General features: G+C 70.0%; 26 protein-coding genes and 9 pseudogenes. 13 read left to right on the forward strand and 22 right to left on the reverse strand.

Annotated features, from left to right (window positions below; all coding sequences use genetic code 11):
* Positions 1-5: 5 nt before the first annotated feature.
* Entirely contained in the window at positions 6-1,004 is a 999-nt protein-coding gene (locus tag E4N62_RS36280; RefSeq protein ID WP_230221382.1) for an RNA polymerase sigma factor RpoD/SigA, read from the reverse strand.
* Positions 1,005-1,197: 193 nt separating this feature from the next.
* Here E4N62_RS36280 and E4N62_RS36285 point away from each other — a divergent pair, with 193 nt between their 5' ends.
* Complete coding sequence (locus tag E4N62_RS36285; RefSeq protein WP_230221384.1) at positions 1,198-1,716, forward strand: GNAT family N-acetyltransferase; 519 nt, start codon at positions 1,198-1,200, stop codon at positions 1,714-1,716.
* A 10-nt stretch (positions 1,717-1,726) separates the two neighbouring features.
* Here E4N62_RS36285 and E4N62_RS36290 read toward each other — a convergent pair whose 3' ends face one another.
* Together E4N62_RS36290 and E4N62_RS36295 are read right to left on the reverse strand one after the other, a co-directional pair.
* Complete coding sequence (locus E4N62_RS36290; protein WP_230221386.1) at positions 1,727-2,080, reverse strand: DUF1330 domain-containing protein; 354 nt, start codon at positions 2,078-2,080, stop codon at positions 1,727-1,729.
* A 288-nt stretch (positions 2,081-2,368) separates the two neighbouring features.
* Positions 2,369-3,154, reverse strand: a complete 786-nt coding sequence (locus E4N62_RS36295; RefSeq protein WP_230221388.1) for a dioxygenase — start codon at positions 3,152-3,154, stop codon at positions 2,369-2,371.
* Between the two features lie 208 nt (positions 3,155-3,362).
* Between E4N62_RS36295 and E4N62_RS36300 the strand changes: the two genes are divergently transcribed.
* Positions 3,363-3,869, forward strand: coding sequence for a MarR family winged helix-turn-helix transcriptional regulator (locus E4N62_RS36300; RefSeq protein WP_230221390.1), 507 nt, complete (start codon positions 3,363-3,365; stop codon positions 3,867-3,869).
* Positions 3,870-4,069: 200 nt separating this feature from the next.
* On the opposite strand, the gene E4N62_RS36305 is transcribed toward E4N62_RS36300, so the two are convergent.
* Positions 4,070-5,665, reverse strand: a complete 1,596-nt coding sequence (locus E4N62_RS36305; RefSeq protein ID WP_230221392.1) for an MFS transporter — start codon at positions 5,663-5,665, stop codon at positions 4,070-4,072.
* 122 nt (positions 5,666-5,787) lie between these two features.
* The gene (locus E4N62_RS36310; protein WP_230221394.1) at positions 5,788-6,447 is read right to left on the reverse strand and encodes a TetR/AcrR family transcriptional regulator; all 660 of its coding nucleotides are present in this window, start codon (positions 6,445-6,447) and stop codon (positions 5,788-5,790) included.
* Positions 6,448-6,715: 268 nt separating this feature from the next.
* Between E4N62_RS36310 and E4N62_RS36315 the strand changes: the two are divergent.
* The 3 genes and pseudogenes from E4N62_RS36315 (at position 6,716) to E4N62_RS36325 (ending at position 10,811) form a co-directional block, all read left to right on the forward strand.
* Positions 6,716-8,019, forward strand: a pseudogene (locus E4N62_RS36315) (M6 family metalloprotease domain-containing protein).
* A 279-nt stretch (positions 8,020-8,298) separates the two neighbouring features.
* Positions 8,299-9,939 (forward strand): annotated as a pseudogene (locus tag E4N62_RS36320) (IclR family transcriptional regulator C-terminal domain-containing protein); the annotation flags it as partial.
* Positions 9,940-10,070: 131 nt separating this feature from the next.
* Positions 10,071-10,811 (forward strand): TetR/AcrR family transcriptional regulator, encoded by a 741-nt coding sequence (locus E4N62_RS36325; protein ID WP_230221396.1) that lies wholly within the window; start codon positions 10,071-10,073, stop codon positions 10,809-10,811.
* An 87-nt stretch (positions 10,812-10,898) separates the two neighbouring features.
* Here the strand turns inward: E4N62_RS36325 and E4N62_RS36330 are convergent, their stop codons facing one another.
* From E4N62_RS36330 to E4N62_RS36340, 3 genes and pseudogenes are all read right to left on the reverse strand, one after another.
* Entirely contained in the window at positions 10,899-11,816 is a 918-nt protein-coding gene (locus tag E4N62_RS36330) for an ABC transporter permease (RefSeq protein WP_230221398.1), read from the reverse strand.
* Between the two features lie 3 nt (positions 11,817-11,819).
* Positions 11,820-12,152, reverse strand: a pseudogene (locus E4N62_RS36335) (ABC-2 family transporter protein); the annotation flags it as partial.
* Between the two features lie 3 nt (positions 12,153-12,155).
* Positions 12,156-13,628, reverse strand: coding sequence for a non-reducing end alpha-L-arabinofuranosidase family hydrolase (locus E4N62_RS36340; RefSeq protein ID WP_374117149.1), 1,473 nt, complete (start codon positions 13,626-13,628; stop codon positions 12,156-12,158).
* Here E4N62_RS36340 and E4N62_RS49805 point away from each other — a divergent pair.
* Positions 13,519-13,773 (forward strand): hypothetical protein, encoded by a 255-nt coding sequence (locus E4N62_RS49805; RefSeq protein WP_374117150.1) that lies wholly within the window; start codon positions 13,519-13,521, stop codon positions 13,771-13,773. The genes E4N62_RS36340 and E4N62_RS49805 overlap by 110 nt on opposite strands.
* Here the strand turns inward: E4N62_RS49805 and E4N62_RS49810 are convergent.
* From E4N62_RS49810 to E4N62_RS48275, 3 genes and pseudogenes are all read right to left on the reverse strand, one after another.
* A pseudogene (locus E4N62_RS49810) lies at positions 13,704-14,506 on the reverse strand (hypothetical protein). The gene E4N62_RS49805 and the pseudogene E4N62_RS49810 sit on opposite strands and share 70 nt — an antisense overlap.
* Complete coding sequence (locus E4N62_RS36355) at positions 14,503-15,033, reverse strand: SigE family RNA polymerase sigma factor (protein ID WP_230221404.1); 531 nt, start codon at positions 15,031-15,033, stop codon at positions 14,503-14,505. The pseudogene E4N62_RS49810 and the gene E4N62_RS36355 overlap by 4 nt, the downstream one beginning before the upstream one ends.
* Before the next feature lie 305 nt (positions 15,034-15,338).
* Positions 15,339-15,599: a helix-turn-helix domain-containing protein gene (locus E4N62_RS48275; protein ID WP_268270199.1), complete on the reverse strand. Its 261-nt coding sequence runs from the start codon at positions 15,597-15,599 to the stop codon at positions 15,339-15,341.
* A gap of 76 nt (positions 15,600-15,675) precedes the next feature.
* On the opposite strand from E4N62_RS48275, the gene E4N62_RS36360 reads away from it, so the two are divergent.
* Both E4N62_RS36360 and E4N62_RS48920 read left to right on the forward strand, forming a co-directional pair.
* Positions 15,676-16,161, forward strand: coding sequence for an HD domain-containing protein (locus E4N62_RS36360; protein ID WP_230221406.1), 486 nt, complete (start codon positions 15,676-15,678; stop codon positions 16,159-16,161).
* A gap of 116 nt (positions 16,162-16,277) precedes the next feature.
* Positions 16,278-16,547, forward strand: a pseudogene (locus tag E4N62_RS48920) (IS630 family transposase); the annotation flags it as partial.
* Between the two features lie 96 nt (positions 16,548-16,643).
* Here the strand turns inward: E4N62_RS48920 and E4N62_RS36365 are convergent.
* The 8 genes and pseudogenes from E4N62_RS36365 to E4N62_RS36395 form a co-directional block, all read right to left on the reverse strand.
* A complete protein-coding gene (locus E4N62_RS36365; RefSeq protein ID WP_230221408.1) occupies positions 16,644-16,955 on the reverse strand; it encodes a hypothetical protein in 312 nt (103 codons plus the stop codon).
* A gap of 304 nt (positions 16,956-17,259) precedes the next feature.
* The gene (locus tag E4N62_RS36370; protein WP_230221410.1) at positions 17,260-17,826 is read right to left on the reverse strand and encodes a hypothetical protein; all 567 of its coding nucleotides are present in this window, start codon (positions 17,824-17,826) and stop codon (positions 17,260-17,262) included.
* Positions 17,819-18,313 (reverse strand): SigE family RNA polymerase sigma factor, encoded by a 495-nt coding sequence (locus E4N62_RS36375; RefSeq protein ID WP_230221710.1) that lies wholly within the window; start codon positions 18,311-18,313, stop codon positions 17,819-17,821. Before E4N62_RS36375 ends, E4N62_RS36370 begins: the two co-directional genes overlap by 8 nt.
* A gap of 154 nt (positions 18,314-18,467) precedes the next feature.
* On the reverse strand, positions 18,468-19,043 hold the full coding sequence (locus E4N62_RS36380) for a hypothetical protein (protein WP_230221412.1): 576 nt from the start codon (positions 19,041-19,043) through the stop codon (positions 18,468-18,470).
* Positions 19,040-20,428, reverse strand: coding sequence for a hypothetical protein (locus tag E4N62_RS36385; protein ID WP_230221414.1), 1,389 nt, complete (start codon positions 20,426-20,428; stop codon positions 19,040-19,042). Before E4N62_RS36385 ends, E4N62_RS36380 begins: the two co-directional genes overlap by 4 nt.
* Positions 20,425-21,231 carry an ABC transporter ATP-binding protein gene (locus tag E4N62_RS36390; RefSeq protein ID WP_230221416.1) on the reverse strand — a complete coding sequence of 269 codons (807 nt, stop codon included), beginning with the start codon at positions 21,229-21,231 and terminating at the stop codon, positions 20,425-20,427. Before E4N62_RS36390 ends, E4N62_RS36385 begins: the two co-directional genes overlap by 4 nt.
* 30 nt (positions 21,232-21,261) lie before the next feature.
* Positions 21,262-21,692: pseudogene (locus tag E4N62_RS49815) on the reverse strand (zf-HC2 domain-containing protein); the annotation flags it as partial.
* A 19-nt stretch (positions 21,693-21,711) separates the two neighbouring features.
* A pseudogene (locus E4N62_RS36395) lies at positions 21,712-22,065 on the reverse strand (RNA polymerase subunit sigma-24); the annotation flags it as partial.
* Positions 22,066-22,264: 199 nt separating this feature from the next.
* On the opposite strand from E4N62_RS36395, the pseudogene E4N62_RS36400 reads away from it, so the two are divergent.
* From E4N62_RS36400 to E4N62_RS36415, 4 genes and pseudogenes are all read left to right on the forward strand, one after another.
* Positions 22,265-22,600, forward strand: a pseudogene (locus E4N62_RS36400) (amidohydrolase family protein); the annotation flags it as partial.
* 33 nt (positions 22,601-22,633) lie between these two features.
* The gene (locus E4N62_RS36405; RefSeq protein ID WP_230221418.1) at positions 22,634-23,572 is read left to right on the forward strand and encodes a VOC family protein; all 939 of its coding nucleotides are present in this window, start codon (positions 22,634-22,636) and stop codon (positions 23,570-23,572) included.
* Between the two features lie 93 nt (positions 23,573-23,665).
* Positions 23,666-24,370, forward strand: a pseudogene (locus E4N62_RS36410) (fumarylacetoacetate hydrolase family protein); the annotation flags it as partial.
* A gap of 195 nt (positions 24,371-24,565) precedes the next feature.
* Complete coding sequence (locus E4N62_RS36415; RefSeq protein ID WP_230221420.1) at positions 24,566-24,850, forward strand: hypothetical protein; 285 nt, start codon at positions 24,566-24,568, stop codon at positions 24,848-24,850.
* Positions 24,851-24,950: 100 nt separating this feature from the next.
* Here the strand turns inward: E4N62_RS36415 and E4N62_RS36420 are convergent, their stop codons facing one another.
* On the reverse strand, positions 24,951-25,427 hold the full coding sequence (locus E4N62_RS36420; protein WP_230221422.1) for a transposase family protein: 477 nt from the start codon (positions 25,425-25,427) through the stop codon (positions 24,951-24,953).
* 52 nt (positions 25,428-25,479) lie between these two features.
* Here E4N62_RS36420 and E4N62_RS36425 point away from each other — a divergent pair, with 52 nt between their 5' ends.
* The gene (locus E4N62_RS36425) at positions 25,480-25,743 is read left to right on the forward strand and encodes a transposase (protein WP_230221713.1); all 264 of its coding nucleotides are present in this window, start codon (positions 25,480-25,482) and stop codon (positions 25,741-25,743) included.
* A 121-nt stretch (positions 25,744-25,864) separates the two neighbouring features.
* On the opposite strand, the gene E4N62_RS36430 is transcribed toward E4N62_RS36425, so the two are convergent.
* Positions 25,865-26,221 carry a transcriptional regulator gene (locus tag E4N62_RS36430; RefSeq protein WP_230221424.1) on the reverse strand — a complete coding sequence of 119 codons (357 nt, stop codon included), beginning with the start codon at positions 26,219-26,221 and terminating at the stop codon, positions 25,865-25,867.
* Entirely contained in the window at positions 26,218-26,694 is a 477-nt protein-coding gene (locus tag E4N62_RS36435) for a hypothetical protein (RefSeq protein WP_230221426.1), read from the reverse strand. Before E4N62_RS36435 ends, E4N62_RS36430 begins: the two co-directional genes overlap by 4 nt.
* Between the last annotated feature and the right edge of the window lie 246 nt (positions 26,695-26,940).

A 26,940-nucleotide genomic window follows, 5' to 3' on the forward strand; every position in this document is an offset into this window, starting at 1 on the left:
CCGGATCAGGCGGCGGCGTCGAAGCCGGTGTCGCGGGCGAGCTTCTTCAGTTCGAGCAGGGCGTGCTTCTCGATCTGGCGGATCCGCTCGCGGGTGAGACCGTGCTCCTTGCCGACCTCGGTGAGGGTGCGCTCGCGGCCGTCCTCGATGCCGTACCGCATCTTGATGATGGACGCGGTGCGCTGGTCGAGGCGCCCGATGAGACTGTCCAGCTCCTCGCTGCGCAGCAGCGTGAGCACGGACTGCTCGGGCGAGACCGCGGAGGTGTCCTCCAGCAGGTCGCCGAACTGGGTGTCGCCGTCGTCGTCCACCGACATGTTCAGCGAGACCGGGTCGCGGGCCCAGTCGAGGACGTCGGTGACACGGTCCGCGTTGGAGCCCAGCTCGGCGGCGATCTCGGCGGGCTCGGGGTCGCGCCCGTGCTCACGGTTGAACTCGCGCTGCACACGGCGGATCCGGCCCAGCTCCTCGACCAGGTGCACGGGCAGCCGGATGGTGCGCGACTGGTCCGCGATCGACCGGGTGATGGCCTGACGGATCCACCAGGTGGCGTACGTCGAGAACTTGAAGCCCTTGCGGTAGTCGAACTTCTCCACCGCGCGGACCAGGCCCGCGTTGCCCTCCTGGATGAGGTCGAGCAGGGGCAGACCACTGCGCGGATAGCGCCGGGCGACGGCCACGACGAGGCGCAGGTTCGACCGTATGAAGATGTCCTTGGCCCGCTCGCTGTCGGCGACGAGGGCTTCGAGCTCTTCGCGGGTCGCGTCCGCCTTGGCCTCCTCCTCGCCGTCGAGGATCTGCTGGGCGAACACGCCCGCCTCGATGACCTGGGACAGCTCGACTTCCTTGGCGGCGTCGAGCAGCGGTGTACGCGCGATCTCGTCGAGGTACATGCCGACCAGGTCGCGGTCGGCGATCTCGCCGCCAGAGGCGCGAACGCTGCGAGCCGCGTCGGTCCGGCCGGAGGCGGACGAACGACGAGCGGCGACGGCACGGGTTGCCATGCGTGCTCCCTTGCGATGGTGGGCTGGCAGGGTCGTGTCTGTTCCTACGTGTGTCTTGATGCGGCCGCTCGGACACTCTCCCGAGTGCCCTGCTTCCGAAGGAAACAACGACTGGAATCAGGACAGAATTCCCAACCCGTCCCACTATTTTTCTGATCTTGCAGTACCCTGTGCCGCCACAGGAGGGGGCGTGATGTCAGCGGAGCCCGTAGAGGTGCAGGTCAGACCAGGAGTCGAGACCGACCTCGCCGTTCTCACCGACATCTACAACCACTACGTCCGTGAGACGCCCATCACATTCGATACCGCTGTCTTCACTCCGGAAGAGCGCCGCCCTTGGCTGCTCTCCCACCTTGAAGACGGACGGCATCGCCTGATGGTTGCCGTCGAGACGGGTTCACAGCGGATTCTGGGATACGCCACGAGCAGCGCGTTTCGCACGAGGCCGGCGTACGGCACCTCGGTGGAGGTGTCGGTGTACCTCGCCCCGGACGCGGGCGGCCGGGGCGTGGGCACGCTGCTGTACAAGGCGCTGTTCGAGGCGCTCGTCGACGAGGACGTCCATCGCGCCTACGCGGGCATCGCCCAGCCGAATCCGCCGTCGACCCGGCTGCACGAGCGCTTCGGGTTCCGGTACGTCGGCACCTATCGCGAGGTCGGGCGGAAGTTCGGCCGGTACTGGGACGTGGCGTGGTACGAGAAGGAGCTGTGACTTCCTCGGCTCACTGCTCGGCGGCGGCCAGGGAGTCCCTCATGGTCTTCGCGGTGGTGCGGGGGTCATAGCCGTCGGGCACCCCTTCGACCAGGATGATGTCGCCCTGGATGTGGCGTGAGCGCAGCGGGGCGATCTCCTGGTACGCGGGCGAGTCCCACCAGGCGCGCGCCTCGGCGATGCCGGGGAAGCCGATCACCACGACGGCTCCGGGCCAGCTCCCCTCCTTCACCTCGTGCGGGGTGACGTGCACGAGGAAGCGTCCGCCGTACGGCTCGAATGTGGCGGGGATGCGCTCGATGTACTCGGCGATCTCCGGGTGCGGGGCGGCGTCCTTGAGGTGGGCAATGGCGTAGGCGGGCATGCGCGTCCCTCCGGTCGGTCCGTCCGCCGACAGGGGCGACCCCGTCGAGGGCGGCCCCCGTCGGTCGGGGCGGTCGGGCTGTGTACGTCGTCGAGCCTGGCAGGCGTACGGGCCCGGGTCGATGACCTGTCAGGTAATCGCCCCCGGCCCGCGTCGTGCCCGTTCCCCGTATCCGCCGTACGCGCGTCCCGTACCCGCGTACCCGTACCCGCGCCCGCGCCCGCGCCCGCGCCCGCGCCCGCGCCCGCGCCCACGCCCACGCCCACGCCCACGCCCACGCCCACAGTGTCAGCCGAACTGGACCGAGCGCTTCGCCAGGCCCATCCAGAAGCCCTCGATCACCGACTTCTGGGCGTCGAGTTCGCCGGCCGCCTCGGCCGCGCCCATGGTGACGAAGAGGGGGGCGAAGTGCTCCGTGCGGGGGTGGGCCAGCCGTCCGGCCGGGGACTTGTGGAGGAAGTCCAGGAGGGCGTCCCAGTCACGGGACTCCAGGGCCCGGCGGCCCCAGTCGTCGAACTCGGTGGACCAGGTCGGCACCCCGGCCTGCCGCAGGGCGGCGAGGTTGTGGGTGAAGAAGCCGGAGCCGATGATCAGCACGCCCTCGTCGCGCAGGGGCGCGAGCTTGCGGCCGACGTCCATCAGCTTCAGCGGGTCCAGGGTCGGCATGGAGATCTGCAGGACCGGTATGTCGGCGTCGGGGTACATCTCGACGAGGGGGACGTACGCGCCGTGGTCGAGGCCCCGGTCCGGGATGTCCTGGACGGGGGTACCGGGGGCCTGGAGCAGCTTGCGGACCGAGGCCGCGAGCTCCGGGGCGCCCGGAGCGCCGTACTGGACCTGGTAGTAGTGCTCGGGGAAGCCCCAGAAGTCGTAGACCAGGGGGACGGTGTGGACCGCGCCGAGGGCGAGGGGGGCCTCCTCCCAGTGGGCGGAGACCATGAGGACGGCCTTGGGGCGGGGCAGTTTCGCGGCCCAGGCGGCGAGTTCGCCGGGCCAGATCGGGTCGTCGGCGAGCGGCGGGGCCCCGTGACTCAGGTACAGGGCGGGCATGCGCTCGACGGTGGCGGCGGACATAGGGGTGACTCCCTCAATACATGCGCGACGCACACGACACACACGCCTCGGTGGGCCCGGCAGCCGCTTCTGTCTCCTTGGGCACGCCCGGCATTCCAGGCGCTTGAGACCTCTCCCGACTCCCCAGTAGTTGAAGTCTCAATAGTTCTTGTTTCACGTTACATCCTCATAGTTCAAATTTCAAGGAGGGCCCTCGTACAGTGGGGGCATGAAGACCGCATCCGCCGACGAAGAACCCCGCTGGCTCACCGACGAGGAGCAGCGCACCTGGCTCGCTTATGTGCACGCCAAAACCCTGCTCGAAGACCATCTCGACCGCCAGTTGCAGCGTGACGCGGGCATGCCGCACCTCTACTACCACATGCTCGTGGTGCTGTCCGACGCGCCGCAGCGGCGGCTGCGGATGACGGAACTGGCGATGCATATGAAGATCACGCGTTCGCGCCTGTCGCATGCCGTGGCCCGGCTGGAGAAGAACGGGTGGGTGCGGCGCGAGGACTGCCCCGTGGACAAGCGGGGGCAGTTCGCGGTTCTCACGGACGGCGGGTACGAGACGCTCCGCAAGAGCGCGCCCGGACATGTGGCGGCCGTGCGGCAGGCGATGTTCGACCGGTTGTCGCCGGAACAGCGGAACGCCCTCGGCGAGATCATGGAGATCGTCGCGGAGGGGCTTCAGCCGTCGGAGGCGGGGGCGGATCTGCCTTGGCTGCGGTAGGGGGTCTTCCCGTGTGGATCTTGTCGCGGATTCCGTCGTGGAGATGTGCGGGTGAGGGGGCTGGTCGCGCAGTTCCCCGCGCCCTGACGGGACGCGTCGCCTGACGGGACGCGGGGGTGGAGCAGGGGCTTTGGCGCTCCTGCTCCACCCGTTCCGTCATCGGTGTCCGTCGGGGGCCGGGTCGGGGGCCGGTGCCGTGGTCAGTGGGCGATCACCGGGACCTTGACCTCGTCCGTCGCGTCCACGCCCTCGGCCGTGGTCGCCGTCATGTCGGGCTTGCCCGTCGTGACGAAGGTGAAGGCGATGGCGGCGGAGGTCACGAGGATGCCCACGGCGAACCAGATGGCGTTGGTGTACCCGTGGACCATGCCCTGGAGCTGGACCAGCTGGGCCGCCGGCTTCGAGGTGGCCGAGCCGATGTGGTCCGCGACGTAGGACGTGGTGGCGGAGGCCGCGATGGTGTTCAACAGGGCCGTACCGATGGCGCCACCGACCTGCTGGGAGGTGTTGACCATGGCGGAGGCCACGCCCGCGTCACGCGCCTCGACCCCGTAGGTCGCCAGGGACATCGCCGGCATGAACGCCGTACCCATACCGAGGCCGAGCAGCAGCTGGGCCGGCAGCAGCAGGGTGGTGTACGAGGAACCGACCTCCATCTGGGTCAGCAGGAGCATGCCGAGACCGGCGACCAGGAAGCCCGGGGCCATCAGCAGGCGCGGCGGGACCCGGGTCATCAGACGGGTGCCGATCTGCGTCGAGCCGATGATCATGCCCGCGATCATGGGCAGGAAGGCGAAGCCGGTCTTGACCGGGGAGTACCCCTTCACGATCTGCAGGTAGTAGGTCAGGAAGAGGAACAGGCCGAACATCGCGATGATCGCGAGGCCGAGGGAGAGGTAGACACCGCCACGGTTGCGCTCGGTGATCACGCGCAGGGGCAGCAGCGGGGCCTTGACCTTGGACTCGACGAACACGAAGGCCGCGAGGAGCACCGCCGAGGCGACGAACAGGGTGATCGTCATCGAGTCGCCCCACCCGTCGGACTCGGCCCGCGTGAAGCCGTAGACCAGGGAGACCAGGCCCAGGGTGGACAGGACGACGCCGGGGATGTCGAGCGGGGAGCGGTTGCGGCCGCCCGCGGGCTCACGGATGACGAAGTACGCGCCGACCGCGGCGATCACCGCGAACGGGATGTTGACGAAGAACGTCCAGCGCCAGTCCAGGTACTCGGTGAGGAAGCCGCCGAGGATCAGGCCCACGGCGCCGCCGCCACCGGCGATCGCGCCGTAGATGCCGAACGCCTTGGCGCGCTCCTTGGCGTCGGTGAACATCACCGCGAGGAGGGAGAGCGCGGCGGGCGCGAGCAGCGCGCCGAAGGCGCCCTGGAGCGCGCGGGCGCCCAGCATCATCGCCTCACCGGTGGCCGCGCCGCCCAACGCGGAGGCGCCGGCGAAGCCGATCAGTCCGGTGACGAAGGTGCGCTTGCGGCCCCAGAGGTCGGAGATACGGCCGCCGAAGAGGAGCAGACCGCCGAAGGCCAGGGCGTACGCGGTGATGACCCACTGCCGGTTGCCGTCGGATATCCCGAGGTCCTGCTGGGCGGAGGGGAGGGCGATGTTCACGATGGTCGCGTCGAGCACGACCATCAGCTGGGCGAGGGCGATGAAGACGAGCGCTTTCCAGCGGTTGGCGTGCGCGTCGTTCGCCCGTGATGCCTCTGTCGGCGATGTCTTCGTCTGTGATGGCTTTGTCTGTGATGCCTTGGACGACTTGGATGTGCCGACTGTTTCGGACATGGGGGTACCCACTTCGGGACTTCGTGACGGAAAAAAGGATCGGTGAACGGACCGTCGTCGGCGACGGCGACGGCGACGGGCGTTGAACTCAGCTGGTCAGGCGGGCGGTTCGGTAAGGGGGCTCAGGACCGGCAGGGCCTCCGTAGGTCCTCCACGGTCACCGGGGTGCCGGGCAGTTCGGAGGGGGCCGGGGCGCGCAGCCCGTCCAGGAACAGTTGCAGATGGCGGTGGAGGAAGCGGTCGACGCCCGCGCACTGGGTGCCGGCCGGTGGCCTGCTGAGCTGGCTGACGGCGATCATCAGGTCGCCGACACCCACGTCGGAGCGCAGCTGCCCGGCCTCCCGGGCGCGCCGCATGATCTTTTCGACCTGCTCCTCCAGGCGCTCGCGTGCCGCCTCCAGGTCGGGGTGGTGCTTGTCGAACGTGCTCTGGACCATCGGGCAGAGGGCGCTGACCCGTTCGTCGGCCGAGGTGTGCACGAAGCGCGAGAGCGCCTCGAACGCGTCACCGGTCTCGGTGAGCGCGGCCTCGGCCGCGAGGGTCGTACGGTCCATGACCGAGCAGACGACCTCACGGACCAGTGCGTCGCGGTCCGGGAAGTTGCGGTACAGCGTGGCGTTGCCGACACCGGCCCGGCGGGCGACCTCGTCGAGCGGCACCTCGGGGCCGAACTCGACGAACATCTCCCGGGCGGCGGTGACGATCCGCTCCCGGTTGCGCAGGGCGTCCGCCCGAGGGCGAGGCACCTTGCGACGCACGGCGGTGGCGGTGCTGCTCTCCACGACGTACTCCTCTGCCTGATCCAGTGGTGTGGGGGGCGCCGGTCACGATCCGGGGATGGAGTCCCCGTTTCGCTCGACGAAGGAGTAAACGGGGAAACGATCCCCGGTTATTTCCCCTCCCTGAAGGCTTTTTGCGTGACCTGGGTCACACCTCGGGCGGGACCCACGTTCGGCCCTTCCAGCGCGCGACCGCGCACCCGTCGAACCAGGGTGATCAAAGGGCGCAGCCTCGTCACCGGACGGCTGCCGTGGAGCGAAGGGCGCGGGCATGCAGCAGCTGTTCCGCAGAAACGGGATACCTCCGCGCCGGATACGTCCGCGCCGGGCCGTCGCGCTCGCGTCCGTCACCGCCCTCACGCTCGCGGTCAGCACCTCCGCCGGCACCGGGCGCCTGATAGCCAAGGACAGCACGACGACGGCCGCGGGGGCCACCGCCGTGGTCCGCGGTTCGGCGCTCGGCCCCTGCCTGATCCGCGGCCCGCTCGGCACCCAGATGTCCGAGGGCATCCCGACCCCGCCCGGCTACTCCCGCTCCACCGGCACGGTCCGTGCCCTCAATCTGATGATCGACTTCTCGGACGCCCCCGGTGAGGGCAGCGCGATGGACCGCTTCGCGGAGTTCGCGCCCCAGACGCAGAAGTGGTTCAGGACGAGTTCGTACGGCCGTATCGACTACCGTCCCGAGGCCCCGCTCACCGAGTGGCTGCGGATGCCGAGATCCTTCCGCTCCTACGACATAGAGCGCGGCGCCCCGTTCGAGCCGGGCTACCGCCGGCTGGTCCAGGACATGGTGCGGGCCGCCGATCCACTGGTGGACTTCCGCTCGTACGACCTCGTCAACGTCCTCGTCACCCCGAACGCGGGCCCCTCCGCCCTGGACACGGTCCTGTCGGTGACGTTCGCGGGCAACCGGGAGGCGCCGGTCGCGGACGGGGTGCCGGTCGCCAACGCGTCCTTCGTCTACAGCCGCCAGGACGACGGCTCGGGGTCGTACGGGGAGACCGGGTACCGGGTGCTGCCGCACGAGAACGGGCATGTCTTCGGCCTTCCCGACCTCTACACCCATGAGGGCGGGGGCGCGGTCGGGCACTGGGACATCATGAGCGAGGACTGGGGCGTCGAGAACGATCTGCTGGGCTGGCACAAGTGGAAGCTGGGGTGGCTCGACGAGACGCAGGTGGCGTGTGTGGCGGCCGTCGGTTCCGCGGAGTACGTGCTGACGCCGCTCGCCGCCGGGGGTGGGGCGAAGCTGGTCGTCGTGCCGCTGAGTTCCCGTACGGCGTACGTGGCGGAGTTGCGGACTCGGGCGGGCAACGATGCGGTGGTGTGCCGGCCGGGGGTGCTGGTGTACCGGGTCGACGCGGCCGTCGACACCGGGAACGGGCCGATCAAGGTCCACGACGCGCGGCGCGACAGCGGGGGGTGCACGCGCAGCCCCAACGTCCACGCGGAACTGTCGGACGCGCCACTCGTGCCTGGCGAGACGTTCAAGGACGCGCGGGCGGGGGTGGAGATCGCTGTGGCGGGGGTGGATGTCGGGGGAACCATCGGGTGGTGGTGAGCCGGCGGTGAGGGGGCTTGGGGCCGGGGTGCGATCAAGGGGAGGGTTCGTGGGGGTTGGGGTGGTTGGGTGCGTTGTCGGGTGCGGGTTCGGTGGGGCCCTCTCGCGCAGTTCTCCGCGCCCCTGAAAGCAGGGGCGCGGAGAACTGCGCGAGAAGCCCCACCGGGCCCACGGCCGCCAACGAACCCGCACCCCGAGCCACAAGGCGCCCGGCACAGCGGCGCAGCCCACCCGCATTACCGTGAACCCATGCTCCCGAACGCCCCCGACGCGGCCGCCACCCTCCCGCGCCCGCCGAAGCCGTCGCCCCCTGATGCGGGAATCACCGTGCTGCGCCGGCTCACCGAAGCGGACGGCACGCTGAGCCCGAGCGCGCTGGAGAAGGGGACCGGCCTCGCGCGTTCCACCGTGGACCGCATCACGGCGACCCTGACCCGCATGGGCTACGTACGGCTGGACGGCCGCGACGCGGTCCTCGCTCCCCGCCTGATGGAGCTGGGCAACGCCTATCTGGCCGCCATCCGCCTCCCCCGCCTCCTGGACGCCCACGCGGACGCCCTCGCCGACGAGCTCGACGAGTCGGTGTCCCTGGCGGTCCGCGACCAGGACGGCGTCCGCTTCATCCACCAGGCCACCCGCCGCCGCGCGATGTCCCTCAGCTTCCGCATCGGCGACCTCCTCCCCGCCGAACGCACCGCGCCCGGCCCGCTGTTCGCCACCGAGTGGGACCCGGCCGACTGGTCCCGGTGGCGCGCCCGCCGCACGGCCGACCCGGAGGGCCGGGGCTTTCCGGCGGTGCCTCCGCGCGGCGGCGCCTACGACGACTTCGAGGACCGCACGGCACGGGCGGGCGCCCAGGGATGGGCGCTGGACGACCAGTTGATCGAACCGGGGCTGGTGGCCGTGTCCGTACCCGTACGTGATCCCCGTACGGGACGGGTCGCGTGCGTGGCGAGCGTCGTCAGCCACACGAGCCGGCACACCGCGGACTCGCTGCGCGAGACGCTGCTGCCCCGGCTGCGGGCGACGGTGACGCGGATGGAACGAGAGCTGCGGGAGTCGGCGAAGCCACGGGCAGCCGCCTCAGCGGTGGGGGCGGTGGGCCGGGGTCCACCGGGCTCGCCGACTGGACGGGCGCCTCCAAGCAGGAACTGGGCCGGGAGTTCGTCGAGTCGCTCGCCCGGGGGCTGACCGTGATCACCTCGTTCGGCGAGGGCCGGGCCGCGCTCACCCTCACCGAGGTCGCGCAGGCCACCGGGCTCGCCCGGGCGACGGCCCGACGGGCGCTGATCACCCTCGAACACCTCGGGTACGTCGAGTCGTACGAGCGGGTCTTCCGTCTGACGCCCCGGGTGCTGGGCCTGGGCTTCCCGCCCCTGTCGATGCTGCCCCTCTCCGGGATCGCCGCGCCGCACCTGGCCGGACTCTCCGCGCGCGTCCACGACTCGGCGTCCCTCGCGGTCCTCACCGAGGGCGGGCAGGAGGTGCAGTACACGGCGCGGGTCGCCACCAGCCGCATCATGAGCGTCAACATCACCCTCGGGACGCGGCTGCCCGCGTACGCGACGTCCCTGGGCCGGGTGATGCTCGCCGACCTGCTGCCCGAGGCCCCCCTGCCGGAACGTCCCGCCCCGCTGACCCCGCACACGGTCACCGACCACCGGGAACTGCTGACGACCCTGGAACAGGTACGGGACGCCGGATACGCCCTCGTCGACGGGGAGTTGGAGGAGGGTCTGCGCTCCATCGCCGTACCCGTGCGGGAGCGGGGCGGGCGGATCGTCGCCGCGGTGAACGTCGCGATGCACAGCAGCCGGCGGTCGGTCGAGGAGTGCGTGGCGGACGTACTGCCCGAGCTGCGGGACGCGGCGGGCCGGATCGAGGGGGAACTGGCGGTGGCGGGGATGTTCCGGCGGGTACCGGGCGTCTGACGTCGGCCGGGCGGACGGCACACCTCGCACCCCACCAGCCCTGCGCACACCGTACGCTGGTCGCGTCAACCGTACGCAGGCACGCAGACACGCAGACGCGGATCAGGCACAGGCAGAGGAGAACGCGCCCCATGGCACCCGAGAAGCCGGTCAAGAAGCGGGAGGGGTTCCAGTCGGTCTGGACCCGGCCCCGGACCGGGCGGGAGCAGCCCGCGTTGAGCCGGGAGCAGATCGTGGCCGAGGCGCTGCGGCTGCTCGACGAGGAGGGCATCGACGCGCTGAGCATGCGCAAGCTCGGCGCCCGCCTGGGAGCCGGCGCGACCTCCCTCTACCGCCACGTCGCCAACAAGGACGAGCTGCTGGAGCTGGCCGTCGACGAGATCTACGGCGAGATCGAGGTCCCCGCCACCCCCGAGCCGGCGAACTGGCGTACGGACACGACCAGTTGTGCCCACAGTCTGCGCACCACGATCCTGCGCCACCCGTGGCTCGCCTCCGTGCTCGGCGAACTGGGCATGTCCTATCTCGGCCCGAACTGGATGCGGGTCTCGGAGGCCATGCTGAGGCTGCTGACCACCGCCGGGTTCCCGGCCGACGAGGCCGACCGGGCGCTCACCACGGTCGTCGCGTACGTCACCGGCACGGCGACCGCCGAGGCCGCCTGGCTCAACGTCCTCGCCCGCAGCGGCCAGGACGAGCAGAGCATGGCCGAACAGCTGTGGCCCGCAGCCGAGAGGGCAGCCCAGGACTACCCGCTGCTGCGCGAGGGCTACGCCGAACAGCGCGGCACGGACCCCCGGGCGGCCCGGGAGGAGGGGTTCCAGTACGGACTGGACCGGGTGCTGGACGGATTGGCGACGCGGCTGAAGTGACCCGGCACCACCACCCGCCCGTCCCTCCGGTGCCACTCCCCTCTCCCTCCCCATGCTCCCTTCTCTCCCTCAATGCCCCTTGCCTGTCTACCCGTTGACGCCCGTGTACTTGCTGAGGCTCCAGTTCCACAGCAGCCGGGACAGGACGAACGCGGTGAGGCCGATGAAGGGTGAGGCGACCGCGAGCGCCTCCGGTACGCCCATCGCGTCCCCGTGGCCGGTCAGGACTCCGGCCGGGAAGTAGGCGATGAACGCGAGCGGTACGACGAAGGTGAACGCGGCGGACGCGGCCTTCGGGAGGATGCTCAGCGGGTAGCTGCCGAACGTGCCCATCAACTCCTCCAGCCACTGGCTCCAGTACGAGGTGGCCGGGAAGTGGAACGCGGCGGCGGCCAGGGCCGTGAAAAGCGCGGCCTCCACCAGCATGCCGCCGAGGACACCGGCCACCACGTACGTGATCCGGCCCGCCGTCCAGTCCAGGGAACTGCGGTGGAGCGCGGCGACGAACAGGCCGACCGCGACGACCAGGTCGCCGATGGCGTTGACCGGGAAGAACGTCAGCTGGACCTGTCGGTAGACCGGCATCGGCCGGATCAGACAGGGGTCGACGACCCCCTCCTGGACGAGCATGTTCATGTACTGGATCCGGCCGAGGAAGAGCACGTACAGGCCGTGGGCCAGCATGCGCATGCTGGCGATGAGCAGCACGTCGGAGCTGGACCAGCCGCCGAGGCCGGGGAACCGGGTGAGCAGGACGGAGGCGAAGACGACGATGGAGACCTGCCAGATCGCCCCGACGGCGACCCCCATCAGGAATTCGCCCCGGTACTCCAGCCGGGCCTTGAAGTTGAGCTTGGTGATCCGCCAGACGACGCGCCAGGCGTGCGCGGGCCCGTGGGGAATCTCCCGGGGAGCCGCGTGGGGCCCGTCATGGGGCCCGTCCTGGGGCCCTCCATGGGAAGGCGCCGCATGGAGTGCGTTGCCGGGTGTGGTCTCCATGGTCATCGGTCATCCTCCCTGGGACACGACGCGCCGGCCGGCCAGGTCCCAGAGCCGGGGGGTGAGCAGCGCGAGCAGGACGACCCAGCCGGCCTGGACCGCCATCTGCCCGAAGGCGTCACCGACTTCGATCCGGCCGACGTAGATGGAGAGCGGCACGCTGAGCGTCGCCTGGAACGGCAGGAACGAGCTGAGCGTGATGAACCAGTCCGGGAAGTACCAGAGCGGGGCGTACACGCCGGCGAGCAGGTTCTGCGCGAAGACGAGGATCAGCAGGGCCGCTTCGTTGCGCAGGGTCCAGAAGCAGAGCAGGTCGACCAGCATCATGACGTAGTACAGGACACTTCAGCGCTTCAGGGTGAGGACGCCCGGCCGGTACGGCAGGTTGTCGTAGGAGGTGTTCGGCGGCGTGTTGGGGGACAGGCCCTGGTAGAGGAACTGCAGGTTGCAGGGGTCGATGGTCATGGTCTGGTCGGGGTTGGTGCGGACCAGGTCACCGTGGCTGATGTCGTTGGTCCAGGTGGCTCCGCCGTTGGCCTTGCCGGCGAAGGGGTTGGACTCGGTGGCGGCCTGCGGCGTCCACGGACCGTTCAGGCTGGTGGCGGTGAAGGAGCGGAAGTAGCGCTGCTCGCTCGCACCGCGGGCCTCGACGATCATGAGGTACTGGTTCTGGCCCTGGACCTTGTAGACCTGCGGCGCCTCGAACAGGTTCTTCACCGTGTCGCTCATGACCGTCGTGTACGAGGAGCCGAAGCTGCCGGGGAAGTTCCCGATCGGCATGGTCGACTTGTAGATCTTGCCGTTGTCACCGGCGAAGAACAGGTGGATGTTCTTGTCGTCGGCGATCAGGGTCTGGTCGATCGGCCCGGTCGGGGAGTCGGTGCGGGGGATGCTGCCGGTGAACAGCGGCTGCGGCGCGGACCAGCCGCCCGGGTCGGTGGGGTCGCTGGAGGTGCGGTAGCTGAAGGGCGAGGGACCCCACTGGTGCGCCAGCACCCAGATCTTCTTGGGCGCGAAGTAGAACAGCGTGGGCGCCACCGTCTTCTGGCTCATGCCGGTCTGGCGGGCGGACGCCATGTCCGACCAGTTCGTGAAGGGGCTGAACGCCACCGAGCCGTAGGCCGACCCCGAGAAGTTCGACCCGTAGACCAGGTGCTTGCCGTTGTACGTCGTGGTGGTGAAGTCCTTCAGCGAGGCCCACCCGTTCGCCGGCTGCGCCAGCGCGCCCGTCGAGGTCCACCGGTACGTCGACGGAAGAGCACACGAGTCGCTCTTCGGCGTCGCGGTCGTGTCGCTCTTGGGCGTCGTGGTCGGCTGGAAGTTCCAGCGTTGGTTGGCCTTGCCGCCGTTGGTGTCCCAGATCTGAACGGGAGTGCCGTTGGCGGTCCGCCCTCCGGGGGTCTCCAGCGCCCGGCCGCTGGCGACGTTGGTGAGCGTGTAGGAGCCGTCGCTGTTCTGGCGGGCCTTCCAGTGCTGGTGGGCGCCGCCGTTGGCGTCCCAGACCATCATCCTCGTGCCGTTGGCCGTCCGGCCTGCCGGCTCGTCCAGTACCCGGCCGCTGGCGATGTTGGTCAGGGTGTAGGAGCCGTCGCTGTTCCGGCCCGCCCGCCACTGCTGGTTGGCGGCACCGCTGGCGTCCCACACCTGGAGCGGGGTGCCGTTGTCGTGCTGTCCCGCGGGCTCGTCGAGAACGCGTCCGGAGGCCGCGTTGGGACCTGCCGACCGCCATGGACGCCGCCTACGCCGAGGGGAGCGACGCCGTCCGGCCCCTTGGACCACGTACCAGCAGTTCGGGTACGCGTTCTCCCCCGACTGCACCGCCGGCGTCACGGCCCTGACCTCTGCCTTCCTCGACAGCCCCCAGGGCGGCGCGCCGGTCATGCTCACCTCCCGTCACCGGGTGGGGACGAACCCTCCCCGGACCGACGCGGAGCCGCCCGCACCCTGCGCGTCGACGCGGTAGCCGTCGCCCGCGGCACTGCGGTCGCCGGTGCCGTTGTTGAACTGCGCGGCGAACTCATGGCTCCCGGCCGGCACGGTCAGGCCCGGCTTGAGGACCCAGCGGTAGACCAGCGTGCCGTCGGCCTCCTGGACGGTGACGGTGAAGTCACCGCTCGGCAGGGTCTGCCAGGTGCCGGTGTTCTTCGCCCCGCCGGTCTGCACGATCCGGATCTCGACCGTGAGCGAGGTGAGCGGCCGGGTCGTCTTGAGGGCGAGGTTGCTCTGCGTCCAGTAGACGGTGCTCTGCGGATCCACCGAGCCGGCCGACCACAGCGGCCCGTCCTGGCTCTCGCCGGCGGCCGGGGACGGGCTGGTGGCCGACGGAGTCGGGCGCGCGCTGCCCGGGGTGGTGGCCGGGGCGGCGCGACAGGGGTGGGGCGGGCCGATGTCGGGCGCGGGGAGCTGACGGTCGGGGACGGGGTGGCGGGCGTGGTCACGGTGGGCGAGGGCGAGGGCGAGGGCGAGGGCGACGAGGTGGCGACGATGGCGGCGACGGCGAGGCCGCCGGTCGCCAGGATGCCGGTGGCGGCGAGCCCGGCGAGGGCGACCCTGGTCCCGGACCTCGCGAACGGCCGTGCGCGGTGACGGACGGCGGGGCCGGCCATGCCGCGTTCCACACGGGCCAGCATCCGCGCGCGGTCGGGCCGGTGGGCCTCGGCGGCCTCGCGCAGCCGACGGTCGATCTCCTCGTTCACCGGTTCCTCCTTCCTGGCACCAGATCCCCGGCCGCTCGTGCGCCCAGTATCCTTTCCAGCTCGGCCATTCCCTTCGAGGTCTGGCTCTTCACCGTTCCGACCGATATGCCCAGCGCCGCCGCCGTGTCCTTCTCCGACAGGTCGCAGGCGTGCCGCAGCACCACGCAGGCGCGCTTGCGGAACGGCAGCCGGGCGAGCGCCGCGCGGACGTCCAGGACGGCCGCCGTGTCCGGCCCCTCCACCTTCTCGGGGCCGCGGGACCAGAACAGCGCGATCCGGCGTCGCTCCCGCACCGCGCTGCGGATCCGTCCGCGCGCCAGGTTGGCCACCACACCGCGGGCGTAGGCGAGCGGGTGGTCGGCCTGCCGCAACCGGTCCCAGCGCTGCCACAGGGCGACCAGGGCATCCGCCGCGAGGTCGTCCGCCGCGTCGGTCTCGCCGGTCAGGAGGTGTGCCAGACGGGCGAGCTCGGCATAGTGGCGTTCGAAGAATTCGTGGAACTCCGCGGACGCGTCATCGAGGACCATCCCTCGGTCGCCCTCTCCTAGCCATGTGTGCGCGTTGGTTGCGCATTTAACAACAACCGGGGGCGCAGCCTAACAACAGCCGGGGACGTTCGGGGCAGCACCTCGGGCGGCAACGATCTGGTCGGCGGCGGCCTGGAGCAGGACGGTGAAGCCGATCCGCTGTGCCGAAGGGCCCCGACAGGCGGTCGTGAGGTCATCAGCCACCCTGATCAGCGCCTGTCAGGAGACCAGCAGCGCGTAGATCTCCTGCTCAAGGCCGGGGACGGTGCGCGAGCGCAGCACACGCCCGTCCAAGATCGTGGACTTCAGCGAGATCGCTCGTCCCTCGGCTTCGACACCAAAGGGACCACCAGGGGTCCGGTCCCGCCCCCTTGGCAGGGCGCGCGCAGTCCCAAAGCAACGGTGTCGCACTCCGCGGGACGCCATCCCCCTGTGGAAACCAGGGCCTGCCGGCCACCCGCAGCCAACGCCCGTCGCCAGCGGTTCGCCGACATCCGGGTCACTCCGAACTGCCGGGCGACCTCCCGGTCACTGGCCCCGGTCTCGATCAGATCAGCGGCTGCCAACGGGACCCGCTCACGCCGAACGCGTTCCTCATCCGTCAGCCCTCCGCCATCGGGTCACCGCCGGGGGACCCTCTGCGTGGCGCCCGGCCGGCTGTGTGGGCGGCCGATCGCTGCCGACCTCGTCCGTGTCGGCGCCCTGCTCCACGACATCGGCGTCTACCGGCTGTACGACCAGGCCGGTCGGCTCGATCACCGCCACTACATCCGCCATGGCGTCCTCGGCCACGAGATCCTCCAGGAGGAGGGCTTCCCGGAGCGCCTGCACCGCTTCTGCTCCTGCCACACGGGAGTCGGTCTTACCCGGCACGACATCCGCGAACAGAAGCTCGCCCTACCCGAGGCCGACTATCTGGCCGAGACCATCGAAGAGCAACTGGTCATGTACGCGGATAAGTTCCACAGCAAGACGACACCCCCTACGTTCCTCACCGCCGACTCCTATGCCGCGCACGTGGAGAAGTTCGGCGCGGACAAGGTCCACGCATTCGATCTTCTGCGCACCCGGTTCGGCGAACCCGACCTGACCTCAGCCAGGGCGCGATACGGCCACGCGCAGGCCTGAGGTCGGCAGCGTCGTGTCAGACAGCTCGCGCCCGGACCCCGGGGAGGCCCGGCGACGTTCGCCCTCATGTGATCTGACACGCCGTCCGGGTGGCGCGTCTGCGCCAAGCAGTGCAAGTGGCAGAACGGGTACGAGTCCGAGAAGTCGATGACGACGAGGGGCAGCGACTGCTGCGGATCGTCCGCCGAGGCACCGGTTCGGTGGCGACTTGGCGGCGGGCCCAGATGGTGCCGCTATCCGCGCAGGGTATGCCGGTGGCGAAGATCGCCGAGGTGACGTTCACCAAGAAGATCGCCAAGTCCAGGCCGACCGAGCACGGCCTGCCGTTCTCGACCGGGAGCCTGGCCAAGCCGGCCGGCTTCCTGGTCGCTGAGGGGGTGGTCGAGTTGGGGGTCCCCGGGCGCGTGGCCGGCCGACCGGCTCACCGGCTGGCTGAGCGGAGCAGGCATTCCGCTCTGCGGAGGTGTTCCGCGGAGCAGGCGTCACTTGAGCAGGTACGCCTTCTCGATGGTGACGTCGTACGTGTTGCCGCTCCTGTCCGTGAGCTTCGCCTTGAAGGAGACCGACTTGGCCTCCTTCGGGTGGTGCAGCGAGATGGTGCGCCTACCGTTCTCCGTGCTGACCTCGGTCTCGGCCCACTTCTTGCCACCGTCGTAGGAGACCTCCACGATCAGGGACTTGAAGTTCTTCGCTGCCGGGCCCTGAAGGGAGAGCGGGACGGTGAGCTTCCTGCCCGCCTTCGCGGTGCTCGTCAGATCCAGCTCGAGAAGGTGGGAGTCCCCGCCTCCTGCCACGTCTTCGAAGACGTGGCCTTCCCCCCCTCGGACCGGCCGCCGTCGGCAAGAAGGCATTCGTCGAGGACGACGCAGCCGTAGGCGGCGTCGGCAGTGGTGCAGCGGGGGTCCGGAGATGTCGGTGCCGGGCGGCGGACAGGGCCGTGTACGCGGCGAAGGGGCGGCTGCCAGGAGGCAGGGGTCGCGTCGGCCGGTCGGGGGGCGCCGGTCACGCGGGGGTGACGTGACCGGCGCCGGTATGGGGTGCTCGGGCCAAGGCGAAGGCGGCGCGTCCTGCGGAGTCTTGGGCACAGGGGGGGTGTCCTTACAAGCCCGGAGACGGTACGACCGCTGCCGTGGACTCTTCCGGGGCGCCCGTCGGCGAAGAGGAAACGTCCGGGGCGGTGGCGGCGCCGTCACAGTTGTCCGCGGACGGCACGTCCGTCGCCGACCCTGAGATCTGTCTGATGGTGACCGAGGTGGATGTCGTGTTGCTCGACGCTGGTCGTGTGGAATCCGCGCCGGCCATGGGACCGGAGCCGGCGGCGGGTTCCACCACAGAGGAAGCCGGCGAATCGAACGAACCCGGCATGGGTGAATCGGGCGGAGAGGCCGTGAGACAGCTGGATACCGGTGTGGGCTCGACCACCGGAGCGCCGGGGCGTGGGTCCGGATCGAGCTGGGCGGTGGCGAGGGCGCCGCCCCCGCCCAGCACGCACACCACGCAGGCGGCAGCGGTGGCCAGGACCCGGCGTCGACGACGGATGCCGAGGGCCTTGATGCGGGCAACCGGCACGGGCACCAGTCGGCCGCGGACGTCGGCGCCCCGTTTGAGGGCCGGAGCCAAGGCGAGGTCCTGGACCGGGTCGTGGGGCTCGCTGGGCTCAGACACCGTGATCCTCCTTGAACTCGGCATCGGACAGAGGGAAAGCAAGGGCGGCGCGTGCCCGAGAGAGATAGGCCTTGACCGTGCCGGTCGCGATGCCGGCCTCGGCGGCGACCTGCGCGACGGTGAGGTCGCAGACGTAGTACAGGACGGCGATCCGGCGCTGCCGTTCGGATAACTGCCGTAGTGCGGCCACCAAAGAGACCGTGCCGGGATCGGGGCCTGCGGCACTGCCCGTCTCCCCGCCCGCGTGGCGCCGCCAGGCATCCAGGGACCTGCCCCGCCTGCGCCACCTACTGACAGCGAGCCGCCAGGCGACGGTCCGGATCCACGCCTCGGGCCCGGCGTCCCGGTCGAGTCGCCCCCGCCTGACCCAGGCGCGCACGAATGCCTCCTGCACGACGTCCTGTGCCTCGTGGAGGTCACCGGTCATCAGGTACAGCCGCCCCACCAGGGACTGCCGGGAGTGCATGTAGAACTCCTCGACGGTCATGGGCTCCCCGATGGTGGTCACGTTGCATGAGCCATACGCCCCGGAACGCGGACCCGGTTGACACCGCGCCCGCACTTTTTCTCGCACCGGACGTTCCGGGCGAAGGAGTGCCGGGTCAGGGCGCTGCCCGGCTGCGCCGTGACGGCGGCTTCCTCTACCGCTTCGGTCCGGCGACGGCGTAAGCAGCCGTGCCGAGGAGCGAGAGGGCCAGTGCCGTCCAGGTTCCGGCAGCCGTGTCCGGTGGAAGGAGCATCCAGGTAGCCACTTGCATCGGCACACCGGTGGCGGGCGGGGCGAACAGCGCGAGCGTGAGCCAGCCGAAGGGCAGGGACCACGCGTACGGGCCACCGAGGACAACGGCGCCCAGCGCGGCCAGCCCCATCAAGCCCCCGCAGTCCCGGACCACGAGTTCGACAGAGACAGTCCACCCGCTGGTCGCCTGTGCTGTCATCAGCACCGCACCGACAACCACGCCGGCGAGCAGGACATGCGCCCCTCTGCGGGGCAGCCACCGGATCGCGGCCGTGCGGTCCAGCGCAAGGTCCTGCCCGCTCAACCCGATGGAGGCTGCCATCACCCCCGCACCGAGAATGAGCAGAGGCAGCCGCGGATCGCCGGATCCGTCACTCCCGTCCCCGGTGAATGCCCAGCCGAGCGCTGTGCTGATCACGACGGCTGCGAACGACGCGGGCACCTGACGTGAGCGTGCGTACAGAGTCAGCCATCTCATCGTGACGCACCGCCGCCCAGCGCGGCGAACGGATCGCCCTTGCACGCGACCGCGCCGAGGTACATCGTGGTGACCCGTGAACGCTGTTCGGCGCGTGGGAGTCCGGTGAGTTCCCTGTACACCTCACGGATCTCCTCCTGCTGATCCCTCGAAAGGTAGGCCATGTCGCTGCTCTGAGGCTCGGGTTCGCTGAGAACCCAGCTCGCAGCGACGCTCTGCGCCGAGAGGTCACTGCTACTGACTGAGCCCGCGTATGCGGAACACCTCGGTACCAGGCTGTTGGCAATGAGAGCCCTGGTGAGTTCCTTCCCCTCGGTGGCTGCGAGTCCATCGTCCTCGAAGTCGAAATGAGCGGTCCGGCGGGACCAGTGCGGTCCAGAGCTGTCCGGCCAAACTTCGGTGTTCTCCCGGATCGAGACCGGTGCCTGGTCCCCCAGGGCGTTGCCCATCATGCGGAGTGCGTCCTTGGCAGGGCTCGCGAAGTCGTCCAGCCGTGCCTGGTGGGTGTTGGTCACGCATACCGGGCCGTCGCACACCAGCCGCGCTGCGGCCTTGTCGACGACGTACACCTGACGGGGGTCGGAGGGGAGAACGAGGAGGGCGATGACCGCGCCCGCCAGGATCGGCGCCAGCGCGACGAGCCGGTTACGGAGGCTTGCGGCGGTGAGCAGTGCGAAGCCGGTCGCGGCCATGCCGCACAGCCAGACCGTCTGTCCGACGTGCACGGGTACGGAGAGTGTGAGGAGTACGTCGCGCGCTTCCTGTGCCGCCGGCGACAGCAGCGAGAACAGGTTCGGCTCCGATCCCGGAATTCCCGTCGCCGCGTCCACCTTCGTCAAGGACATGTCCGCGAGCACCGTGAATACCAGCATGCCCACGGCCACCGCCGGAGGGGTGAGCAGGAAGGGCAGGGCGCGCCCCACCCCCATGCCCAGGACGGCCCCGGAGACAGCGGTCAGCGCCCCCACCAGTGAGATCGGCAGCCAGCCGAGGTGCGTATAGCTGGTGTTGGCGAGGACCTGCACCCCTCCGACGAGAACGACGGCCGCGAAAGCTGCGGCCAGTGATATCGCCATCGCGGCCGACAGCACGGCCGCGCGGTGCGAGGTGGGGCGCGGTGTGCTGGCGAACAGTTCCGATGCCCTGGAGCGGTGGTCACGCAAGCCCTGCAGTGCCCCGAGTCCCGCAGCCAACGGCCACACGAAGTTGAGCAAGCGGCGGGTCTCCAGGGCCATGGAGGTCCACTGATCCGTCCATCCAGTGATGGTCGGGACATCCTCGTCGAACACCAGGTACAAGAGGGCCAGTGTCATCGTCAGGACGGCGACTCCGGCCCACGGGGCGACGGAGCGCTTCAGCTCGATACGCAGGATGCGCGTGTTCACCAGGATCCTCCGTGCTTGCCGGGGCTCTGCAGCAGAGCCGAGTAACCGCGCTCCAGCGGGCTGTCGCCCACGTGCTCGGGGCCGCCCGCCGCGGCCAGCTCGTCCGGGAACCCCTGGAAGACCAGTCGCCCTTCGGCGAGCAGCACCACGTCGGTGCAGGCGGCGGCGACGTCCTCCACCAGGTGGGTCGAGACGACCACGCAGGTGTCCGTGCCCAGCTCCTGCAACAGCTCACGGAAGCGCAGCCGCTGCGCGGGGTCCAGACCGACCGTCGGTTCGTCAAGCAGCAGGACGGCCGGATCGTTGACGATGGCCTGGGCGATCCCGGCCCTCCGCACCATGCCTCCCGACAGAGCCTTCATCCTCTCGTCGGCACGGTCGGCCAGGCCCACCCGTTCCACGGCGCGCTGCACGGCCGCGGGAATGTCCGCCTTGGGCAGCTCCTTCAGCCAGGCCATGTACTCGACGAACTCGCGCACCGTGAAGCGCTTGTAGTAGCCGAACTCCTGCGGCAGGTAGCCGATCCGGCGGCGCAGCGCGCGGTGCTCGCTCAGGCCGCCGACGGAGTCGCCGAGCAGTTCCAGGGTGCCCCCGGCGGGGCGCAGCACGGTGGCCAGCGCCCGGATGAGGGTGGTCTTGCCGGCCCCGTTGGGGCCGAGCAGGCCGTGCACGCCGGTGCCCAGCGACAGGTCGAGCCCGTCGACGGCCATCCGCTTGCGGCCGACCCGCACCTTCAGCCCCGCGGCCCGGATCTCCCAGGCGTAGGCCGTCGGTGCGATATCGGCCGGGTTCACAGCAGGCATCAATGCTTCCTTTCCCATGGTCACTGGTGGTCCCAGCACGGAGTAGGCCCTTGCGGGCGACGAGGACACTGACGCTGAGCCCGACGATCAGCCCCACACACACGGGCAGACCGTCCGCCTGCAGGGCGAAGGCCGTACGGCTGGGGGCCAGGGCCGGTGCCACGATCACGGCATCCCATACGGCGGTCAGCACGACGGCGGTGGGGCTCACGCCGACGACACCGCCGAGCGCCGGCGTCGCCGAGGTGTCCTGTTCGTGGGCGGATGGGGGACGGGGCGGGCACGATGAGGACGAGCACGGCGGCGGTCCGCCTCAGCACCAGAGGAAGTCCCGCGATGGGCACCGAGGCCGTCAGCTCGTACACCGGGTCCGGGCCGCGCGGCCACGACGCCACGACGCCACGCACGGGCAGGACCGGGGCGAGCAGCAACACCAGCAACACCTGGCTGGGGCCGGACCCTGGCCCTGTGGGCGCCGGGTCCGTCGAGCACCACGGTCTGCAGGACGTGTCTCAGCTCCGGCGCGAGGCGCCGCAGAGCGGCCGCGGGCGGCGGTTCCGCGTGGCGGGCCCGGCGCCGGAAGGCGTCGACGACGCGGCGCGCCTCAATCGTCCACAGCCGACCGACGGCGGTTCCCCCGGTCGCGGTCCCGACGAACGCGCCCGCCACGCGCCACACCGCCGGATACGCCTCCTGCATGACCCCGGCGACGATCTGCTCGTCGGCGCAGCGACGCCTCAGACGCACCGCCGGCCACGGTGCGGTGCGCCGATACAGCTCCTCGAACGCCGCCCGGTCATCGGGTGTCTTCCTCGTCTTCCTCACCGCTCTCACACCCTCTAGACGGCGGGTGCGAGGGCGCGGGTTTTCAGTTGCCTGTGATGCACGTCACCCGCCATCGCGAAGGCGCGTCAAGCCGGGAGGTCCTGCTGCTGCGGGTTGCGTCCTGGGAAGTGGTGTACGGGTTCCCACCTGATCCGGGTGTTTGACCTGGCGTCGGAGTGAGGGCCCGGATATGAGAACGGCCACCGACCGCATCGTCGCCGCCCACGGCGGCGGCTATCTGCCCACCCACATCGGCCGCTCCGACCACGCCTGGCTCGCCCGCACCGACACCCGCGGCTGCACGCACCCGCCCGGCAGCTACCTCAAGCAGCTGTACTTCGACTCCCTCGTCCACGACCCGGACGTCCTGCGCGAGCTGATCCGGGTGGCCGGCCCCGACCGGGTGCTGCTCGGCTCCGACTTCCCCTTCGACATGGGCACCGACGACCCGCTCGGAGCGCTGCGCGACGTCACGGACCTGCCCGCCCCCCACTTCCACGCCGTACGCGGCGGCAACGCGGCAGCGCTGCTCCGCCTTGTCTGAACCATCTCAACCGCACAGAGGAGAACCCCCACCATGAGCGCACGTCTGCTCACCCACCTGCGGCACGTCGACCTGGCCGTGCCGGACTACGACAAGCAGCTCGACTTCTACGCCGGCGTCTGGGGCCTGACCAAGGTCGCCGAGGACTCCGGCATCTCCTTCCTGGCCGCCGAGGGCTCCCCCGAGCAGTACATCGTCCGGCTCCGCAAGGCCGAGGAGAAGCGCCTCGACCTCATCTCCTACGGCGCGGCGAACCCCGCCGACGTGGACACACTCGCCGAGCAACTCCTGGCGGGTGGAGTGCGGTTGATTTCCCAGCCGGGCAAGGTCGACACCCCCGGCGGCGGCTACGGCTTCCGCTTCTTTGACATCGACGGCCGCACCATCGAGGTCTCGGCCGACGTCGAGGCGCGCCGGCACCGTCGTATCGAGGAGAAGGAGTCCATCCCGGTCCGTCTCTCGCACGTCGTCCTGAACTCCCCCGACATCAACGCCACCCGCGCCTGGTACGAGCAGCACCTCGACTTCCGGCTGTCCGACACGATGGCCTTGCCGCACATGGGCGAGGTCATGCACTTCATGCGGATCAGCGACCAGCACCACTCCATGGCCATCGCCAGCGGTCCGCACACCTCACTGCAGCATCTCTCCTTCGAGCTGCGCGGCATCGACGAGTACATGCGCGGCTCCGGCCGCGTGATGCGCTCCGGCGCCCGCAAGATCTGGGGCCCCGGGCGGCACATGGCGGGCGACAACACCTTCACGTACTTCCTCGACCCGCACGGCAACACCGTGGAGTACACCACCGAGCTCGAAATGCTGGACGAGGACACCTGGCACCCGCACATCTACGACCTGACGAAGCCCGAGAACGCCGACCAGTGGGGCACGTCCAACCCGATGAACGAGATGGTCGCCAAGGAGATGCTCAACGACGTCGACCGCGGCGTCTTCGTCGCTCCGCCGGTCTGACCTCTTGACCCCGGGGGCTCGGCGCACTCCCCCGCCCTGCCATGCCGCCGCGCCCCCGGCCTGTGTCAACCCTCCCAGCTCCCTAGGAATGCCATGCGTTTCGCCACGTACGAACAGCACGGCCGCAGCCGTCTCGCCACCGTCGAGGACGACGGCACCCTCTACCCCTGCCCCGGCACGGGGACGCTTCTGGACCTGATCCAGGCCGGTCCCGAGGCACTGCGCGAGGCGGGCAACGCAAGCCTGGACGTGCCGCGCGGCCCGCACATCCCCCAGGTGCGGCTGCTGCCGCCGCTCCAACCGCCGTCCGTACGCGACTTCGTCACGTTCGAAGAGCACGTCGAGGGTGTACGGCGAAGCATCGACGGAGTCCCGGGCGCCCCGGACGCCTGGTACGACGCGCCCACCTTCTACTTCACCAACCCCTACGCGGTCATCGGCGCTCACGACGACGTCCCTGTGCCGCCCGGCAGCCAGGCACTGGACTTCGAACTCGAAGTCGCCGCCGTCATCGGCCGCGAGGGCCGCGACCTCACCCCCGAGCAGGCCCGCGACCACATCATCGGCTACACCATCTACAACGACTGGTCCGCACGCGACCTCCAGTCCCGCGAGATGCAGGTCGGCCTCTGCCCCTGCAAGGGCAAGGACACCGCCACCACCCTCGGCCCCCACCTCGTCACCACGGACGAGCTGGAGCCCTACCGCGACAGCGACGGATTCCTGCGCCTGGCGCTGACCGCCGAGATCAACGGCGAGGTCGTCGGCAAGGACCTGCTGTCCAACATGAGCTGGAGCGTGAACACCGACGACCTGGGTGCGCCCTGTACTGCCGAGTTCCGCAACGCCCGCGGCCGCCGCCGGGTCCGCGCGGCCCTTCCGTAGCAGGTTGTCCGCGACTACGGCGGCGGCTTCATCGGCCTGCTACGCCCCGAGCTGTACGAGCGGCTGCTCGACGCGCTGCCCAAGGGAGTCCTGCAGGTCAACCACACGATGGAGCGCGTCGAGCAGGATGAGAGCGGTGTTCGACTGCACCTCGCGGACGGACTAGTCCACGAGGCGGACCTCGCGATCGGCGCGGACGGCATCGATTCCCTGGTCCGCCGCACGCTGTGGGGCGACAGCCCCAAGCGCGAGCACAACCTGCACATCTTCGGCGGCTACACCTTCGACGAGAACGTCGAGACCGAGCCCGGGATGTGCGTCCTCTCCCACACCCGCACGGTGCAGGGCAGCTGGACCGCCATCCGAGACAAGGGACGTGACGGCCACCAGTGAGAAGTTTTCATCCTGATTCCGCAGGTCACGGGGCTGGTGTGAGGTTGCGGTGATGTACTCGCGCCGGTCTGGGGCCTGATCTTCTTCGGGAGATCGTCTGTCACCTGTGGACTTCGGTGTTTGCGAGGACGAGCAGGGCGCGCAGGAGGGTGGTGGCGTGCCGGGCGTTCATGCGGATCTTGGCCAGGAAGCGCCAGGACTTCAGGTTCGCGAAGCTGTGCTCGACAGCGGCGCGTTCGCGATTGAGCAGGCGGTTCGCTTCCTTCTCCGCGTCGGTGAGGCGGTGGTTTGCGGTGGCCTTGCGGCCAGTGATGATCATCGGGTCGTCGGGGTCGTCGTCCAGGCCGACGAAGCCGAGGTCGGCCAGGGCCCCGAGTCCGGCCTCGCGTAGATGGCCGGTGATCTTGTTGTGGCGGGCCGTGGTGATCTCGCTGGACCGACCGGGCTTTGCAGCACTACCACCCCGCCGCTGTGGGCGATCTTCTTCAGCGCCCGGTCCAGCCGCGGCTTGCCGGGGTGGGACACGTCCCACCCCGCCCCTGCCCCCGAGCACCCGCAAGGCCACCGGCTGGCTCACCCGCTACTCCGGCTCACTGACCGACGATGAACACCAGCAGCTCAAGGCGGTCCTGGACGCCTGCCCCGAGCTGGCTGCTGCCCACCGCCTGGTCCGTGACTTCGGTGAGATGCTCACCCAGCAGACCGGCATCCTCCCGCCCGCCTGGATCAACGAGGCTCTCGCAGTGAACCTACCTGGTCTGACCGGCTTCGCCCGCAGTCTGACCGGCGATCTCGATGCCGTGACCGCCGGGCTCACGTTGCGCTGGAACTCGGGCGGCACTGAGGGCGTCGTGAATCGCATCAAGAAAATCAAGAGGCATCTATTCGGCTAGGCAGAGTTCGATTTCATCAGGAAGATGACCCTGCTCTCATAACCCGGAATGACGGCCCTCTGTGATCGCCGTCAGTGCCCGCGCAGGGGCGCCCTGGCTACTCTGGCCGGCCTCACCTTCTTCACCGGGGACTCTGCCCTGGGTTGATCGCTTCCTCAGCCGCCCCAGCCTCCCCAGTTGCCGCGGCGGCGCCGCCGACGATCCGGCGGAGTGCTGCGACGTGCCCCTCAAAGGCGGCGCGGCCGTGCTTGGTGAGGAGGATGCGGGTGCGCTTGTGACGCCCCGTGCCCTCCTTTTTCAGCCTGACATAGCCAGCCCTCTCCAGGGTGTGGAGCTGCTTGGAAAGCGCGGAGTCGCTCAGCTCCAGCTGGTCGCGGACAAAGGCGAACTCAGCCCACTCGGTGGCGGCCAGCAGGGAGACCACAGCCAGCCGGGTGGAGGGGTGGATCAGCTCGTCGAAGCCGAACGGAGTGGTCACTGCGCGGCCCCGCTGCGACCGCGGCCCGGCCGCAGCCAGCGGCCCTGCATCGCGTAGCCGAGCAGCACGAACGCCCCCGCCGTCACCGTTGCCCAGATCAGTGAACTAAACGGCGGCTCCCAGACGTTCAGCACCACCGCGGAAGCGATCGTCACCACGACCAGCGAGCTCACCCAGCCAGCCAGCCACCCCGCCGAGATGTCCGACCGGTGCGGCGTAAACGGTGTCCGCCGACCACTGCGGATTCCGAGCGAGATCATGCCGGTCATAAACACGGCAAGCACTGTCCACTCCAGCCACTTGGGCATCGGCAGACCCTGTATCGCCAGGAACACCCAGAGCGTCGCGGCCGAGGCCCACACTGCCCGGATGCTGCGCGGGCCGCCCTGCTCGATCCTGCCCTGCTCGGCGATCCGGTCCTGCACCCGTTCAATCCGGCGCAAGTCCTCCGCGGCACTGTGCGGATCCACCATGGCACGCTCAACTCCCCGTCTGATCAGCGCGGCCAGCCTTCCAACCAACCACTTGCCTGTCGGGAAAGTTATCAATTGCTTTCCCGGCAGGCAAGTGGTTGGCAGTGGGTCCGGCGGGCTACACCCTGCCGCGGAGCAGTTGCTTGGCCATCACCACTGCCCGCGGGATTCGGTTGGCCCCAAGCAGATCTGGGAGTCTCCGCCCCTCCGCGTCCGTTCCTCGCGGTCCAACGAATCCCACCCCTG

This window comes from Streptomyces sp. MNU76 (assembly GCF_020982545.1).
In the GTDB taxonomy this organism is placed as follows: domain Bacteria; phylum Actinomycetota; class Actinomycetes; order Streptomycetales; family Streptomycetaceae; genus Streptomyces.